We start from the raw sequence: 16,016 nt of genomic DNA, 5'->3' as shown, positions 1-16,016 counted from the left end.
GAGACACGTTTGCAGCCCGTTACACATGTTTGCTCGACCGGGCTGCGAAGGACACCCCGCCGTGGCCGGCAGGGCACGGCGGCCGGCCTCAGGCGGCAGGGCCGCCCGGCTCCAGGAAGGGCCGGATCGCCACCAGGAAGCCGGCCGGGTCCTCGGCATGGATCCAGTGCCCCGCCTTCTCGACCACCGCGAAGCGGGCCCGCGGGAAAAGGGCGGTGAACAGGGGCTCGTGCTCCGGCCGGACATAGGGGCTGCGCCCGCCGCGCACCACCAGCACCGGGCCGTCCCAGCGGGCGCCCGCCGGCGCCTCCCAGCCCTCGATCTCCGGCAGGCCGGCGGCGATCTCCGCCAGCCCGATCTTCCAGCGCGGGGCGGCGAAGTCGAGGTTCTGCAGCAGGAAGGCCCGCACCCCTGCCTCCGGCACCGCGCCGGCCAGGGCGGCATCGGCCTCCCGCCGGGTCAGGCCGGGGTGCAGCGGCAGGGCCTGCATCGCGGCGGCATGGCCGCGGAAGGCGGGTGCGTAGGGCACCGGCGCGATGTCGGAGACGACGAGGCGCGACAGGGCGGCGGGATGGTCCAGCGCCAGCCGCATGGCGACCTTCCCGCCCATGGAATGGCCGATCACGGCCGCCCCTTCCGCACCCAGCGCCGCCAGGGTCTCCGCCACGTCGGCCGCCATGGCGCCATACCCCTCGACCGGCGCGTGGGGGCTGTCGCCATGGTCGCGCAGGTCCAGCGCCAGGACCCGGTGGCGGTCGGACAGCGCCTCGCGCAGCGTCGCGAAGTTGCGCGACTGGCCGAACAGCCCGTGCAGCAGAACCACCGCCGGGGCCCCGACCCCCTGCTGCGGGCCCGACTCCGTCACGTTCAGACGCATCGCCCTATCCTCCCACCGCCAGCAGCACGCTGCCCAGGATCAGCGCCGCCCCCAGCCACACGTCCCAGCCCATCGGCTCGCCCAGCCAGAGCGCCGCCCCCGCCAGCCCCAGCGCAGGCACCAGCATGAAGCCGACCGATGCGACGGCGCCGGGCAGCCGCCGCCCCGCCTCGATCACGCTCCAGGTCCCCAGCGGCGCGGCGACGAAGCCGATGAAGGCGGCGTGCGGCCAGGCGCCCGGGCCGATGCCGCCGCCCGGCTCGCGCAGCAGGGCCAGCGCCGCCAGCAGCAGGGTGCCCAGGCCGAAGCACCAGGGCAGCAGCTCCAGCATGGGGCGGTGGGGCGGCCGGAGGCGGGTGATGACGATGGCCAGGCTCCAGCACAGCGCCGCCAGCAGCAGCAGGGCATTGCCGCCCAGGGCGCGGGGATCGCTCCAGTCCACCGCCCAGGGGCCGACCAGCACGGCCGCGCCGGCGAGCCCCAGCCCGGCCGCCGCCCAGCGCCGCGGCGGCAGCCGCTCGCCCAGCAGGAGCACGGAGAGCGGCACCAGCCAGATGATGGTGACGTTGGACAGCACCGCCGTCCGCCCCGCCGGCACCAGCGGCAGGGCGAGATGGGTCAGCGCGAAGAAGGCTCCCAGCTGCAGGGAGCCCACCGCCAGCACCGCCGGCCAGTCGCGCGGGCCGGGCCGGCGCAGCCGCCCCAGCGCCAGGACCAGCAGCGTGATCACCAGCGTCGCCAGCCCGGCGCGGGAGACGGCGAACCAGACGGGCGTGGCGTCGCGCAGGGCGTGCTTGGTCACCGGCCAGACGCCGCCGAACAGCACCACCGCCAGCAGCAGCAGCCGCAGATCCGCCCAGCGCAGCCGATCGGCTGCGGGCGGCGGGGTCACGCCGCCCCGGCCGGGGCGGCGCAGGGCGGCGCCGGCCGGGGCCTCACGATCCCACCGTCAGCAGGATCTTGCCGACATGCGCGCTGCTCTCCATCAGCGCATGGGCCTGCGCGGCCTCAGCGAGGGGGAAGGTGGCGTGGATGTGCGGGGCGCAGCGCCCCTGGGCCAGCAGCGGCCAGACCTTCTGCTCCAGGGCCTGGGCGATCGCGCCCTTCTGCGCGGTGGTGCGCGGGCGCATGGTGCTGCCGGTGACGGTCAGCCGCCGGACCATGATCGGGCGCAGGTCCACGCTGTCGGCCTGTGGCCCGCCGAGGAAGGCGATGATCACCAGCCGCCCGTCCATGCCGAGGCAGCGCAGGTTGCGCTCGAAATACGGTGCGCCGACCATGTCCAGCACCACGTCGATACCGCCCTTGCCGGCGATCTTGCGGACCTCCTCGACGAAGTCCTGGGTCTTGTAGTCGAAGGCCGCGGCCGCGCCGAAGCGCAAGCATTCCGCCACCTTCTCCGCGCTGCCGGCGGTGGCCAGCATCCGCGCCCCGAAGGCCGCGCCGAGCTGGATCGCGGTGACGCCGATCCCCGAGGTGCCGCCATGCACCAGCGCCGTCTCGCCCGCCGCCAGCCGGCCGTGGCCGAACAGGTTGGCCCAGACGGTGAAGACGTTCTCCGGCAGCGCCGCGGCGCGGGCAGCGTCGTAGCCCTCCGGCCAGGGCAGGCACTGCGCCTCCGGCGCCACGCAGTATTCGGCATAGCCGCCGCCATTGGTCAGGGCGCAGACCCGGTCCCCGACCGTCCAGCGCGACACGGCGTCGCCGCAGGCCACGACCTCGCCCGCGACCTCCAGGCCCAGGATCGGGCTTGCGCCGGGGGGCGGCGGGTAGTTGCCCTGGCGCTGCGCCACGTCCGGCCGGTTCACCCCGGCCGCCAGCACGCGGATCAGCACCTCGTCGGATGCCGGCACCGGGACGGGCCCGGTGGCGAGGTGCAGCACCTCGGGCGCGCCGCCCTGGCCATGCGCGACATAGGTCATGCGGTCTGGCAGCGCGGCCATGCGATCCTCCCTGAAGGCGGCGGCCGGCCCGGGGAGGGGCCGGCGGAGCGCGGCAAGGTCGTCGGCCCGCCCGGGGGCGTCAAGGCGGCGGGTCCGCCGGAAGGCGAGGGTGCGGCTCCGGGGTTGCGCCCGGGAAGCGCATCCGCTTGCATCCGGGCTTCGCCGGCGCCTGCCGCATGGTGCTGTCCGGGGAGGCCGGAATCCGTCGCATCCAACATGTCGCGCGCCGCCCGCTGCTGGGCGGCTTCGCCCTCCTGAGCGCCCTCCGCGCCGTGCCCGGTGCGGCGCCGGCCGTGCTGGCCCAGGTGCCGGCGCCGCCGGCGCAGGGCGGCGACGGGCGCAACGAGCTGCGCCTGGGCGCCCTCTTCCCCTTCACCGGGCCGCTGGCGCTGCTGGGCGACGAGAGCTTCCGCGGGCTGGAGATGGCCGTGGACGAGTGCAACGGGGCGGGGGGCCTGCTCACCCGCCCGGTGCGGCTGGTGAAGGCCGATGTCGGCGACGCCTCCCGGGCGGTGGCCGAGGCACGCCGACTGACCGGCAGCGAGAAGGTGGTGGCCGTCCTCGGGACCAGCGCCTCCGCCCTCGCTTCCGCCGCCTCCCAGGTGGTGGACGGGCAGGGGCTGCCGTATTTCGAGCTGGATTCGATCGCCGATCCCATCACGGAGCGCGGGCTGCGCGGCCTGTTCCGCGCCTGTCCGCGCGCCTCCGACTTCGCGCGCGTCTCGGTCGAGGCGGTGGAGATGCTGGCCGATGCCTGGGCCCGCGCCCTCGCCCCCGCCGACGGCCCGGTCGCGCGGATGGTGCCTCGGGTCGCCATCCTGTTCGAGGATGGGCTCTACGGCCAAAGCGTGTCCGGCTTCCAGGAGGCGCGGCTGCGCGAGCGCGGCATGCCGCCGGTGGAGAAGCTCTCCTACCCGTCGCGGCCCGATGGCCTGGCCGCCTTCGTGCAACGCCTGCGCGGGGTGGAGGCGGAGGTGGTGCTGCACAGCGGCTATCCCGGCGAGGTGGTGCTGCTCTACCGCGCGATGCGCGAGGTCGCCTGGCGGCCGCGCATGGTGATCGGCGCCGGCGCCGGCTACAGCCTGAGCGACACCGCTCGGGCGGTGGGGGCGGATTTCGAGGGGACGCTGAACGTCGACTTCACGCCCTTCGCGGTGAACGACGCCGCGGCGCCCGGCGCCCGGCCCTTCGCCGAGGCCTACAAGCGCCGCTACGGCGCCGAGCCGCGTTCGGGCCACAGCCTCTCCAGCTATGTCGGCACCCAGGCCTTCCTGGAGGCGGTGCAGCGTGCCGGGTCGGTCGAACGCGACCGCGTCCGGGCCGCCATGCTGGCCCTGGACCTCCCGGAGGGCACCTTGGCCAATGGCTGGGGCGCGCGCTTCGACGAGGCGGGTCAGAACACGCGCGCCCGGCCCTACCTGATGCAATGGCAGGGGGGGCGGCAGGTGACCGTGGCGCCGCCCCTGGCGGCGGTGGCCGAGCTGCGCGACCGGATGGGGTAGCCCGCCAACCCCGCTTCCCCCCGCGCAGCGCCCGCCGATCCCCTGTGGACCAAATCGTTCATCCATAGCAACAATCCGGCCGGGCACTGGTCCAGGAGGGGCGGGGCATGTCGTCATCGGCGGAAGGCGGGCTGCGGGCGGCCCCGGGCCCGGAGGCGCCGACGCGCCGGGAGCAGCCCATCATCCTGGTGCGCGGCTTCGGCGGGCTGGGCGTCAAGGACGAGCAGCGGATCGCCTATCAGGGCTTCAACGACGGCACCGTCTACCCGCAGAAGCGCGGCGAGAACTACATCTACGAAGGGCTGGTGCTGCGGCTGATGAAGTCGCGCTGGACCTACAACGACGCGACCAACGTCGTCGGCTACTACAGCTCGCCCGTCGAGCGCGACAAGACGACCATCCCGGCGGAGATCCTGGAGCGGTTCGAGCTGGATCTCTTCACCGGCCACAAGGTCGTCATCGATCCCGGTGTGGCGCTGGGGCTGCTGCAATCGCCGTCGAACGCGCTGCGGACGCTCTGGGTGTTCCGCTACTACGACCTCGAGGACCGGGACGACTTCAGGCGCTACGGGGAGGCGCTGAAGCGCCTGATCCGCTTCATCCGCCGCCTGGCGGAGGTCAAGCACGGCACGGCGCCCAAGGTGAACATCATCGCGCATTCGATGGGCGGCCTGATCGTGCGCGAGGCCATCCAGCGGGCCTATCCGTCGGATGACGGGACGGCCATCGACCCGCGCACGGAGATCAACAAGATCGTCACGCTGGGCACGCCGCACCAGGGCATCTCCTTCCAGATCCTGCAGGAGTGGATCGGCATCTCCGCCGCGCAGGAGCTGGAGCAGTTCAACCCGAAAACGCAGGCCGCCGTGGACAACCCGGTCGGCTTCCGCAACTTCGCGAACCACTTCCCGCCGGACCGACTGCTGACCGTGGTCGGCACCAACTACCGCACCTATGGCCCGGTGGTGGCGAGCTGGCTGAACCGCGCCTTCTCGGTCGCGGGGGAGTTCGGCGCCACCTACAACCGCAGCGACGGGCTGGTGAAGCAGGCCTATGCCCAGCTTCCCGGGGCGCCGCGCACCTTCGTGCACAAGTGCCATGGCGGCCCGGATTCGCTCGTCACCTCGCGCGAGGCCTTCGAGGCGGCGACGCGCTTCTTCTTCGGCAACGTCAAGGTCACGCTCAACCTGGTCCGCGCGAAGATCAAGCGGGGCAAGGACCTGTTCGGCAAGAGCGAGTTCTTCTTCGGCGTCAGCATCAAGCCGCGCCGGGTGGATTTCGAGCTGTTCCACCAGAGCGCCGAGGCGGAGAACTGCTACGGCCCCTTCGCCAGCGAGGACATGAGCGAGTCCGACCCCGTCTTCGGCTGGGCGGATGGAGCAGGCGGGCAGCGCGTGATCTGGGAAGGTTGGCTGGACACCACCGCCCGCGGGCCCGGGGTCCTGGCGTCCGGCGGCCCGCCCAAGCCGCTGCCGGCACCGGACCCGGCGCATCCGGACGACGTGGTGATCCGGCTGGACTTCTATGTCGGCGAGCGCGACAGCTTCGGGATCGGCTTCTCCGACAATGTCGTCTACCGCAAGCAGTACTACGTGCGGGCGATCTTCGACGACATCGAACGGCTGATGCTGCGCGAGATGGTGCTGCACACCGGCGAGGACTTCACCGACCCGAACCAGCGGCTGTCCATGAGGCAGCCCGACCGCGCGGATCCGGCCCACTGGGAGTTCGAGATCGACGGCACCGGCTTCGAGGCGACCCTGGGCCTGCGTTTCGCCATGGTGCCGGAAACCGGCTGAACCGGGAGGGGACGCCGGGCCTCCCGGATGCATGGTCACGCGCGGCGGCCGCCTTGGACCCGCCCGTGCGCGACGCCCAACCGCCGGACGCCGCGCCTGGGCGTCCCGGGCGCGGCGAAGGCGGTGATGCGACCGGCCGTGTCATGGGGTGGTGTCTCAGTTTGAATTTGGGCGCTGAAAACCAGCTACGATCCAGCCAAGGCCGGCGAGGAGAAGGGCGAGGAGGATCGGTGGCCCCGGGACCACAAGGGTCCAAAACTCTTGGGGCGAGAGCCTTACGCAGCCAAGCCACACGTAAAATACCTCTCCGTATTCTTCCAAGAAGATTGAGTCGGTCGAAGGACGGAAGGGGGGCGGGAATGGATGCGGTAAGCGAATCACTGGGCCACGGCCAAGTGCCACGGATAGAGCCACGAAGCCCAACCAGAGGGCGCTGAGAACCACCCAAGTCCGGAAGGAACCACGTCGCCAATTCACTCGGGACAGCATCATGCTGCCTTCTGCCGCGGCTTGTAGGAGCCACGCTTGGCCGGGGGCGCCTCGCGGGCGTCAATCAGCGCCACCACGTCGGCCATGCTCCACAGCCGATCCGTCAGCCCGGCCGCCATAGCGGGCGTGCAGCGGAGCGTCTTGTGGATGCGGACGAAGTTGTACCAGCAGGTGTAGAGCGCGACCATGTGGGCGTGGCTCTCGACCTTCTTCGAGAACGCGTTCGTCAGCCGCGTGAACCGCCGCATGTGCATCCGCATCGTCAGGTTCTGCCGCTCGACGTAGGACGTGGAGACGTGCGCCGGGTCGGGGCGCCCTTCCACGCGAGCCTTGCGGATGCCTACGCACTCCGCCGGGCTGTAGCGGCCCTTCGCGCTCTCGGGCGAGGCGCCATAGAGCTTCACCAGCATGGCGTAATCCACATCGGCGCCGAATGCGCCCTCGACAGCTGTGAGGTAGGGCTTGTGGGCGTCGGTGGTGAGCTGCACCCGGTTGGCGAGGCGGTCTGCCACATCGTCCATGAAGGCCGCCGCGTAGCCCGCGTCACGCCCGCCGATGAGGTAGCTCACGATGAGCTTGCTGTCGGCGTCCAGGGCGGTCCACGTCCACACGTCGCCCGCCTCTTCCGGCGCGGCCTTGGCGGTCGCGACGTTCTTCTGCTTGGCGTAGCAGAAGGACCAAATCTCGTCGCACTGGACCCGCTTGGCCTTCACGCCCCGCACCGTGGCGCCGTGGTGCGCGGCGCAGGCCATGCCCGCGTCCGCCAGCATCTTCGACACGGTGTTGATGGACACGTCGGCCATGCGGGAGACGGACCGCATGGAGGCACCCTCGCAGAGCATCGTCAGGATCGCGGCGCGCTTCGCGGACGGGAGCTTGTTCATGCCCCGCATGATGATCGCTCCCATGCTTAGCGTCAAGCATAAAGTTCAGTTATTAACGATCAGGCGCAGCTTCGGTTCCGGCGGGGTGGTTGGGGGCGGCACGACGCTTTCGGGATCGGAAATCGGCAACCCGAACGTCTTGCTCAGGTCCTCGGCAGAGAATCCGAGAGATTTGGTATGAGCCGTCACTAACTGGGGAACGATGCGTGGAACCTCGATGTCATCGGGTAGAGGGAACGGCTCAACTCTCCAGCCACGACGATTCAGCTCGCGGAAGCGTGCTTCGTATTCAGTATCGGAAAGCCTGTTAAGCCGCTTCGCCGCCATCACCATTGACTTGATCGAGGCCCGCCATTTGCCCTTAAGCAAGGCAAGATGGTCGAGAGTGGTGTTGAATAGGTCAGGCGCTATGTCCGCACTTGGCATCAGAAACTCGGCCGCAAACTCATTTGCCTCCTCCTCCATTTCAGGACGTGGAAGCCTATGCATTACGATATGACCAAGCTCATGCAGAAGCGTGAAACGAAGCCTGTCTTTCGGCTGCCTGGAGTTCACAAATACTATGGGTGGCAGGTTATCCTGCACACGTTCACTGAACCCATCAATCAAGTCCGTTTCAAAGTCGAAGGGCACCACGATCACCCCGGACGACTCTAGAAGCCGCGTCACATCCGGCACGGGACCGCGCGGGAGAAGCCATAGCTGGCGGATTGCCGCTGCGATGGCGGTGGCATCACGGTCCTCTGACGGCTCCATCAGGGGCGGCTCAGGGCGCTTCTGGGTCAGGCGCACGGCGTCGAGGAGCTTGGCGATGCAGATGCGCCGGATTTCGGCGCGCGCGAAGATACGCTCCCACTCGCGGTTGGTGAGCTTCTGTCGCTTGCGATGGAACAGCGCCGGCATCGGGCGGCGCCGGAACGGGTGGAAGAAGAACGACTTTCTGACGCTAACGGCCGCCGCGATGGCCTCGACTTCAGTAGGGGAGGGCGCGCGCAACCCGGCTTCGATGCGCGAATACGTCGGCTGCGACAGCCCACGCGCGCGGGCCGCCGCCTCCTCTTGTGACAGCCCCCGCGCGTAGCGCGCGATCAGGAGCATGTCCGGGTTGAAGCCTTTATTCAGCATCGCCCTTCCGCATGGGGTCGGGGATGACCTCCACCAAGTCCTCGAAATCGTCCGGCGGCGGCATCGGGCCGGGAACCACCATCGCACCCTCAGCCCGCCGAAGCTCAATGAACCAAGCGTTCTGGCGACCGTGGGGGCAGGTGATGAACACTCGCGGTTCCATCGGGACGGCCGGGAGCGGCAGATACCCAAGACGGATGCAGGTTGCAGCCTCGAAGCCCGCGCCAAGCCCGGCCCCGGCGGGGTTGTTCTCTTGGAATGCCAGGGATGCGTTCGTGTGGCCGAGAGCCGCCGCGAAGCTCTCGCCAAGGGCGTTCACCCGCCCGAGAAATTCGCTGTTCATTCCGAAGTTGACGGTCCCGTTCTTCTCAAAGACGTGGACGCTCGTCACGCCGCTCAGCGCCGCGCGCAACCGATACACGATGTAGTCGCGAACGACGTTCTTCCGCGTCCCTGGACGGTGCTTGTGGTTCACGTGCGGATGATCGCGGTAGTAGTCCCGCACGCCTTCGGTCACGCACTCGAAGATCGGGTCGAAGAGGTGCCCGAAAGCCCTCCGGGCGTCGTCGTCGGTATGCATCGGTCTCCGCTCCAGGTGCGGAGCAGATGGTGACATGACCCGGTAAGGAAGGGAAGTCTCATTCAGATTTTATTCAGAATATCCAAGTTTTTTCATTTATTTCAGATGCTTACTCTCGGTTCCACCGCCCCGCCGCCGCTTTCCGTGCGATTTCCGCCCGTCGCTCAGGCGTCATCGCGTCCGCCCGCGCCTTCCCGCCCTTGCGCCCCATCGCGGCGGCGGCTTCGTCCTTCACGGGCGCGGGCGGCACGTCCTCTGCCTCCTCCCCCGTCGCAATCCGCATCACCCGCACCGCGTTGCCGATCACGTCGGCGGGTCGCTTCTCGCCCCTCGGTCCCTTGGCCATGGCTCAGCCTTGCTCCGGTGATGAACCGACGCACCGCAGTTGTTCTCGGACACCCTCGTAGCGACGTCGGTTCCCAAACCTCATGTCGTGGTGCCTCGGGCAGCAGCCGTTGGCCTTATGCGGCTTGCACAACAGGCAGCCGGCGCGCGCACTCTTAGGTTTCTTCCGCTTGTGGTGCATCCCCATCTCCGCTCGTGCTTGGCGGTAAGCATATCGGGGTGAAGTGGCTGGCGCGAGCGGACTATCTGCGGTCAGCCGATTTCAAACTGAGACACTACCTGTCATGGCCGATAGCGTGATGCCCTGACCGGTCGTGCTATGATGTTCCTGCGGTGGACCGGGAGGGGACGCCGTCCCCTCCCAGACCCTCCCCTGCCGGGGCCACAAGCGGGCCCCGGTCCCCGCTGGGAGTCTGGTACTTCCGGTGAGCGTCAGCCTGCGGGCTGCACCCAGGGAGCGCGCGGACAGGCGGGACTCTGAAAAAGCTTCAGAGGGCGTCCGCGGGCACCGAGCCTGTGGCGGCCGAGGAGCAATGCTCCTCGGCGCCTCGACGCCGTGTCAGGCTGTCCCGCGGCAGCGTTGATCGGGTCCAGGGCCCGCAGGGTCCTGGCGGAGTGGGGGTACGGGGGCGAGGCAGAGCCTTGCCCCCGGGCCACGGGCACCACGCCGGCGCGGATCGAGGCGTCCTACCGTCGGTGTCAGTCGGCCTTGATGCCGGCTTCCTTGATGATCGGCTCCCACTTGGCGATCTCGTCCATCAGCCACTTCTTCGCCGTCTCGGGCGTGGTGTCGGAGCGCGTGGTCATGGTCAGGTCGGACAGGCGCTGCTTCACGCTGTCCATCGCCATCACCTTGTTCACCGCCTGGTTGATCGTCTGCACGACCGGGGCCGGGGTGCCCGCCGGGGCGAAGACCATGTGCCAGGTATAGGCCTCGTAGCCCGGCACGCCCGCCTCGTTGAAGGTGGGCAGGTTCGGCAGTTGCGGCAGGCGCTCCATCGAGGAGATGGCGATGCCCTTCACCTCGCCGCGCTGCACGAAGGGCAGGGCGTTGTTGGCGACGTCCAGCATCAGCACCACCGTGCCGTTCAGCAGGTCCGGCATGGCGGCGGCCGAGCCGCGATAGGGCACGTGGTTCACCTTCAGCCCGCCCGCCTGCTTCAGGAACAGCTCGGTCGCCAGATGCAGGGCGGCGCCGTTGCCGGTGGAGGCGTAGTCGAACTTGCCCGGATTCTTGCGGAAGACCTCGATGACCTCCTGCAGCGTGTTCGCCGGGAAGTCCTTGTTGACCATCATCAGCATCGGGATGACGCCGGTCAGCACCACCGGCTGGAAATCCGCGATCGGGTCGAAGGGCAGCTTCGGGAAGATCGCCCGCAGCGCCGCATGGGCGATCGTCGTGTAGAGCAGGGTCTGCCCATCGGGCGCCGCCTTGGCCACCACGTCCGAGCCCACCACCACGCCGGCGCCCGTGCGATTCTCCACCACCACCCGCTGCGGCAGGGCCTTAGACAGCTCGTCGGCGATCAGCCGGGCCGGGATGTCGGTGGGGCCGCCGGCCGCGAAGGGGACCACCAGGCGCACCGGCTGCGTGGGCCAGCTTCCCTGCGCCACCGCCGCCCGTGGCAGCAGCGGAGCCCCGGCCAGGGCGGCGCCGGCGGCGAGAAGGTGGCGGCGATGGGTCATCGGCTGTCTCCCAGGACGTTCAGGGTCCTATAGATGAGGATTCCTTCATGCCGGGGAAAGCCCTGTCAGCGTCTCGTACGCGGCCGGATCGGTCGCGCCCTCCGTTCCGAACACCAGGACGCGGCTGTCCGGTCCCAGTTGCAGCGCCGCCCGTGCCGCCGGATCCCAGGCCGCCAGCAGCAGCCCGGCCAGCCCGGCCACGGCGCTCTCCCCCGCTACGACGCGCGGTGTCCGGCGCCCCAGGGCCGTCATGCAGGCCACCGCGGCGGCGTCCGGCACGGCCATGAAGGCACAGGCCGCCCGCTCCAGCTCCTGCCAGGCGAGGAGGGAGGGCTCGCCGCAGGCCAGGCCCGCCATCAGCGTGTCCAGCTCCCCGCCGACGGTCACGGCATGGCCGGCCTCGGCGCTGGCCAGCAGGCAGGCGGCCTGCTCCGGCTCCACCACCACCAGCCGCGTTCCCGTGGCGCCACTGGCCCGCAGCTGGACGGAGACGGCGGCGGCCACGCCGCCCACGCCCCCCTGCACGAAGGCGTGGGTGGGCGGGGCGGGCAGGGCGGCCAGCGCCTCCTCCGCCATCAGCCGGTAGCCCTGCATCACGTCGCGCGGCACCTCGGTATAGCCGGGCCAGGAGGTGTCGGAGACGACGAACCACCCCTCGCGGGCGGCCGCCTCGGACGCGGCCCGCACCGCGTCGTCGTAGTTGCCGGCCACCTCGCGGATCTCGGCGCCCCAGCGGGCGATGGCGTCGCGCCGGCCGGCGCTGACCGCCGGATGGACGAAGATCACGCAGCGCGCCCCGAAGCGGCGTGCGCCCCAGGCGACGGAGCGGCCGTGATTGCCATCGGTGGCGCAGGTCACGGTGATCCGCCGCGTCGCCTCGGCGAAGGCCCCGGCTTCCAGCTCGGCCGAGGTAGCGGAGGCGGCCACCCCCTCGCGCGCCAAGGCATGGGTAACCACCCGGGCCACGGCGAAGGCCCCGCCCAGCGCCTTGAAGGAGCCGAGGCCGAAGCGCCCCCCCTCGTCCTTGTAGGCGACGCTGGCGACGCCGGCCGCCTCCGCCGCCTCGGGCAGGGACAGCAGGGGGGTGGGGGCGTAGCCGGGCCAGCCCGCGATCTCCGCGCGTGCCCGGCGATAGGCCGAGTCCGGCAGCACGACGGTGCCGGGGATGCCGTGACGCTGGTTCAGGTGCAGGCGGAAGGGAAGGGCGGGGATCATCCCGCTCCTATCGCATCCGCCCCCCGGCCCGGCCAGGGCGCCCCGGACCCGCTGGCTCAGGCGGGCGAGAGCAGGCCGGGCGCCCCATCGGGAAGCTCGCGGGCCGGCCCCTCCGGGACGACCGGCCGGGACGTGGCCGGGAGGGCCGGTGCCTCGCGCGCCTCCGCCTCGCACAGGCTGGCCGCCTCGCGCAGCGACAGCACCGGGCGGAGCGACTCCTCGTCCCGCTCCAGGCTGGCGAGCAACTGGCCCCCGCGCTCCGCGCCCCAGGCGCCGAGCAGCAGCATCGCGTCCGGGAAGCGCCGGCGGAGGCGGCGCAGGGCATAGCGCACGCTGGCCACGCTGCTGCCGCCGTCGATCACGGAGAGGATGATCGCCCGCACCTGCGCCGCATCCTCGCCGAGCCGCGGATCGCGCAGCGTCTCGGGTGGCAGGATCCGGGTGCCGAAGCCACGGCGTTCCAGCACCTGGGTCAGCATCGCCGCCGCCTGGGCATCGAAGCGGCCACGGCCGGCAAGGCAGAGCACCGCGCCCGGGGCCTTCCACGCCTCGGCCAGGGAGGCGGGGGACGCGGCAGCCTGGTCCGCCCCCGTCGGCTGATCCTCCGGCGCGGGGGCGACCGGGCCGTCCATCGCCGGCTCGATCTCGTTCTCGTCGTGGTCGGCGAGTTCCTCGACCAACTCGTCCACCCGCTCCCGGACCAGCTCCAGGCGGTCCTCCTTCAGCGCGTCGCGGGCGGCATCGGCCTGCGCCAGGGCCAGGCCGGCCAGCGCGACCTCGTCGTAATAGGCGGCCAGGGTGGTGTTGCGCAGGCGCTCGTCCGCCTGCTCGATCAGCCCGTCCTCGTCGCCGGCCAGGGCGCGCTGGTAGAAGGCCTCCGGCGGGGCCAGGGCCGCCCGGTCGCCCAGCAGCACGTCGAGGAACTCCAGCCGGTCCACGTGCCGGCCCAGCACGACCAGGCCGACCGTCAGTGGCGTGGCCAGCAGCATGCCCAGGGGACCCCACAGCCAGGCCCAGAAAGCGGTGGCGATCAGGACCGCGATCGGCGACAGGCCGGTGCTGTGGCCGTAGACCATGGGCTCGATCACATGGCCCATCAGCGGCTCGGCCAGCAGGAACAGGCCCAGGGTCCAGATCAGCGTGGTCCAGCCCGGATCGATCGCGACCGCGAGCAGGGCGGGGAAGGCGGCGGCGATGAAGCCGCCGATGAAGGGCACGAAGCGCATCAGCCCCGCCAGCATCCCCCACAGCACGGGATTGGGAATGCCGATGAACCAGAGGCCGATGGAGATCATCAGGCCGAAGCTGGCGTTCAGCGCCGTCTGCGCCAGGAAGTAGCGGCTGAGCCGGGCGGCGGCATCGTCCATCGCCGCCGTGGTGCGCTGCAGGTCGCGCGAGCCCATCAGCTTGATCAGACGGTCGCGCAGATCCTCGCGGTACAGCAGCAGGAAGATCACGAAGACGATCACGATGCCCGTATGCGCCACCGGCCCCAGCAGCGGCGCGATCACGCTCTGGACCAGCTCCAGCGGGCCGGGCGAGGGGGTGCGGACCTCCACGGGCATCGGCGGCACTTCCGCCGGGCGGCTCGCCGCGGCCTCGGTCGGGCGCTGGCGCGAGAGGTTCTCGCCCAGGTCGTGCAGCATGTCCGTGGCGCGGTCGAGCAGGCCGCCGCCCCCGGTCAGCCCCGACAGCTTCGCGCTCACCCGCGCCTGGTACAGCGGCAGGTCGGTGGCGAGGCTCGCGAGCTGGCGGCCCATCAGCAGGCCGGCGCCGGCCAGCACCCCGAAGGCCAGCACCACGGTGATCAGCACCGCACCCACGCGCGGGATGCGCGCCTTGCGGAACAGGCGCACCACGGGCGCCAGCACGAAGGCCAGCAGCACGGCCAGCGCCAGCGGCACCAGCAGGTCGCGCGCGACGTAGAGCACGGCGACGACGGCGCCCGCGGCCCAGAGAAGGCCCAGGCCGGCGGAGGGCACGCCGGCGGCTGTCACCCGGGCAGGCGTGGAGCGGGCGAGGGAGGGTGGGGGCATGCCATTCCGACCGGACGATGAAGATGCGGCGCGCCGGGGAGCGCGCCCGCCTGTCCGGTCCGGTCCTGGCTCGCCCCTCTGCCACCGCTCAACGCGGCCATGCCCCAGGGGTTCCGCGCGGCGCCGGCGCGGTTTTCGTTGCGAAAGGGCGTGAGGAGCGAAGCCCCTCCCTATGTGGCGGCCAGGGCTCCACGTAAGCTGGAGGGCGGCACGCCGGTCCGGGAATCCCCCGGACGGAACGTGCCGGAGGAGGAGCCGCCCGATGGTCCGTAGGCCGCACCAGCATATCCCCCTGGCCCGCTCCGCCATGGCCTATGTCCTCGCGGGCGGGCGAGGCAGCCGGCTGATGGAACTGACCGACCGGCGGGCCAAGCCCGCCGTCTTCTTCGGCGCCAAGTCGCGCATCATCGACTTCGCGCTGTCCAACGCGCTGAACTCGGGCATCCGGCGCATCGGCGTCGCCACGCAGTACAAGGCGCACAGCCTGATCCGCCACCTGCAGCGCGGCTGGAACTTCCTCCGCCCCGAGCGCAACGAGACCTTCGACATCCTGCCCGCCAGCCAGCGCGTCTCGGAGACGCAGTGGTACGCGGGCACGGCGGACGCCGTGTACCAGAACCTCGACATCATCGAGGCCTATGGGCCGCGGCACATGGTCATCCTGGCGGGGGACCACGTCTACAAGATGGACTACGAGGTGATGCTGCATCAGCACGTCGAATCCGGCGCGGACGTGACGGTGGGCTGCATCGAGGTCCCCCGCCTGGAGGCCAGCGGCTTCGGCGTGATGCACGTGGACGAGAAGGACCGCATCGTCTCCTTCCTGGAGAAGCCGAAGGACCCGCCGGGCATGCCGGACAAGCCGGACATGGCCCTGGCCAGCATGGGCATCTACGTCTTCGAGATGGGCTACCTCTCCCGCCTGCTGCGCGAGGACGCGGCGGACCCGCATTCGGAGCACGATTTCGGCAAGGACCTGATCCCGGCCATCGTGAAGGCCGGCAAGGCCCAGGCGCACCGCTTCACCGATTCCTGCGTCACCTCCGGCGACGAGGCGGAGGCCTACTGGCGCGACGTCGGCACGGTGGACGCCTACTGGCAGGCCAATATCGACCTGACGGACGTGGTGCCCTCGCTCGACCTCTACGACCGCGACTGGCCGATCTGGACCTACAGCGAGGTGACGCCGCCCGCGAAGTTCGTGCTCGACGATGACGGCCGGCGCGGCCAGGGGCTGGACTCCCTGGTCTCCGGCGGCTGCATCGTCTCCGGCGCCTGCGTGCGGCGCTCCCTGCTCTTCACCAATGTCCGCGTGCATTCCTATGCCAATGTCCATGGCGCGGTGGTGCTGCCGGGGGTCAGCATCGCCCGCCACTGCCATCTGAAGAACGTGGTCATCGACAGCGGCGTGCGCATCCCCGAAGGGCTGGTGGTCGGCGAGGACCCGGTGCTGGACGCGCAGCGCTTCCGCCGCAGCGAGAAGGGCATCTGCCTCATCACCCAGCCGATGATCGACGCGCTCGGCCGGTGAGCGC

The 16,016-nt window shown here is 70.8% G+C and carries 13 protein-coding genes; 3 read left to right on the top strand and 10 right to left on the bottom strand.

From position 1 onward, the window contains the following. Positions 1-88: 88 nt before the first annotated feature. The 3 genes from LPC08_RS12305 to LPC08_RS12295 are packed head-to-tail and all read right to left on the bottom strand — an operon-like array spanning position 89 to position 2,820. A complete protein-coding gene (locus tag LPC08_RS12305; protein ID WP_230448533.1) occupies positions 89-877 on the bottom strand; it encodes an alpha/beta fold hydrolase in 789 nt (262 codons plus the stop codon). 4 nt (positions 878-881) lie between these two features. Further along, positions 882-1,769 (bottom strand): DMT family transporter, encoded by an 888-nt coding sequence (locus LPC08_RS12300; protein ID WP_230448532.1) that lies wholly within the window; start codon positions 1,767-1,769, stop codon positions 882-884. Between the two features lie 43 nt (positions 1,770-1,812). Then, positions 1,813-2,820 (bottom strand): NAD(P)H-quinone oxidoreductase, encoded by a 1,008-nt coding sequence (locus LPC08_RS12295; RefSeq protein WP_230448531.1) that lies wholly within the window; start codon positions 2,818-2,820, stop codon positions 1,813-1,815. A 146-nt stretch (positions 2,821-2,966) separates the two neighbouring features. Here LPC08_RS12295 and LPC08_RS12290 point away from each other — a divergent pair, with 146 nt between their 5' ends. Together LPC08_RS12290 and LPC08_RS12285 are read left to right on the top strand one after the other, a co-directional pair. Further along, complete coding sequence (locus LPC08_RS12290; protein ID WP_230448530.1) at positions 2,967-4,322, top strand: ABC transporter substrate-binding protein; 1,356 nt, start codon at positions 2,967-2,969, stop codon at positions 4,320-4,322. Between the two features lie 107 nt (positions 4,323-4,429). Next, entirely contained in the window at positions 4,430-6,121 is a 1,692-nt protein-coding gene (locus tag LPC08_RS12285) for a lipase family alpha/beta hydrolase (RefSeq protein ID WP_230448529.1), read from the top strand. A gap of 488 nt (positions 6,122-6,609) precedes the next feature. Here the strand turns inward: LPC08_RS12285 and LPC08_RS12280 are convergent, their stop codons facing one another. The 7 genes from LPC08_RS12280 to LPC08_RS12250 all read right to left on the bottom strand — a co-directional run bounded on the left by LPC08_RS12280 (position 6,610) and on the right by LPC08_RS12250 (position 14,481). After that, the gene (locus LPC08_RS12280) at positions 6,610-7,494 is read right to left on the bottom strand and encodes an IS1 family transposase (RefSeq protein ID WP_230453070.1); all 885 of its coding nucleotides are present in this window, start codon (positions 7,492-7,494) and stop codon (positions 6,610-6,612) included. Between the two features lie 45 nt (positions 7,495-7,539). After that, a complete protein-coding gene (locus LPC08_RS12275) occupies positions 7,540-8,619 on the bottom strand; it encodes a helix-turn-helix domain-containing protein (protein WP_230448528.1) in 1,080 nt (359 codons plus the stop codon). Next, positions 8,609-9,199, bottom strand: a complete 591-nt coding sequence (locus LPC08_RS12270) for a hypothetical protein (protein WP_230448527.1) — start codon at positions 9,197-9,199, stop codon at positions 8,609-8,611. Before LPC08_RS12270 ends, LPC08_RS12275 begins: the two co-directional genes overlap by 11 nt. A gap of 109 nt (positions 9,200-9,308) precedes the next feature. Continuing rightward, the gene (locus LPC08_RS12265) at positions 9,309-9,506 is read right to left on the bottom strand and encodes a hypothetical protein (RefSeq protein ID WP_230448526.1); all 198 of its coding nucleotides are present in this window, start codon (positions 9,504-9,506) and stop codon (positions 9,309-9,311) included. A 737-nt stretch (positions 9,507-10,243) separates the two neighbouring features. Beyond that, positions 10,244-11,230 carry a Bug family tripartite tricarboxylate transporter substrate binding protein gene (locus LPC08_RS12260; RefSeq protein ID WP_230452945.1) on the bottom strand — a complete coding sequence of 329 codons (987 nt, stop codon included), beginning with the start codon at positions 11,228-11,230 and terminating at the stop codon, positions 10,244-10,246. A gap of 45 nt (positions 11,231-11,275) precedes the next feature. Next, positions 11,276-12,445 carry a diaminopropionate ammonia-lyase gene (locus tag LPC08_RS12255; RefSeq protein ID WP_230452944.1) on the bottom strand — a complete coding sequence of 390 codons (1,170 nt, stop codon included), beginning with the start codon at positions 12,443-12,445 and terminating at the stop codon, positions 11,276-11,278. Positions 12,446-12,501: 56 nt separating this feature from the next. Beyond that, a complete protein-coding gene (locus LPC08_RS12250) occupies positions 12,502-14,481 on the bottom strand; it encodes an AI-2E family transporter (protein WP_230452943.1) in 1,980 nt (659 codons plus the stop codon). Between the two features lie 262 nt (positions 14,482-14,743). Between LPC08_RS12250 and glgC the strand changes: the two genes are divergently transcribed. Next, complete coding sequence (glgC, locus tag LPC08_RS12245) at positions 14,744-16,012, top strand: glucose-1-phosphate adenylyltransferase (protein WP_230452942.1); 1,269 nt, start codon at positions 14,744-14,746, stop codon at positions 16,010-16,012. Positions 16,013-16,016: the final 4 nt, after the last annotated feature.

The organism is Roseomonas sp. OT10 (assembly GCF_020991085.1).
GTDB lineage: Bacteria > Pseudomonadota > Alphaproteobacteria > Acetobacterales > Acetobacteraceae > Roseomonas > Roseomonas cutis.
This window is presented reverse-complemented; position numbering and strand designations above follow the sequence as displayed.

Coding starts and splice junctions, on each gene's coding strand:
- LPC08_RS12270 (WP_230448527.1), bottom strand. CDS start 9,199: ATGCATACCGACGACGACGCCCGGAGGGCTTTCGGGCACCTCTTCGAC.
- LPC08_RS12305 (WP_230448533.1), bottom strand. CDS start 877: ATGCGTCTGAACGTGACGGAGTCGGGCCCGCAGCAGGGGGTCGGGGCC.
- LPC08_RS12255 (WP_230452944.1), bottom strand. CDS start 12,445: ATGATCCCCGCCCTTCCCTTCCGCCTGCACCTGAACCAGCGTCACGGC.
- glgC (WP_230452942.1), top strand. CDS start 14,744: ATGGTCCGTAGGCCGCACCAGCATATCCCCCTGGCCCGCTCCGCCATG.
- LPC08_RS12280 (WP_230453070.1), bottom strand. CDS start 7,494: ATGAACAAGCTCCCGTCCGCGAAGCGCGCCGCGATCCTGACGATGCTC.
- LPC08_RS12250 (WP_230452943.1), bottom strand. CDS start 14,481: ATGCCCCCACCCTCCCTCGCCCGCTCCACGCCTGCCCGGGTGACAGCC.
- LPC08_RS12285 (WP_230448529.1), top strand. CDS start 4,430: ATGTCGTCATCGGCGGAAGGCGGGCTGCGGGCGGCCCCGGGCCCGGAG.
- LPC08_RS12260 (WP_230452945.1), bottom strand. CDS start 11,230: ATGACCCATCGCCGCCACCTTCTCGCCGCCGGCGCCGCCCTGGCCGGG.
- LPC08_RS12295 (WP_230448531.1), bottom strand. CDS start 2,820: ATGGCCGCGCTGCCAGACCGCATGACCTATGTCGCGCATGGCCAGGGC.
- LPC08_RS12275 (WP_230448528.1), bottom strand. CDS start 8,619: ATGCTGAATAAAGGCTTCAACCCGGACATGCTCCTGATCGCGCGCTAC.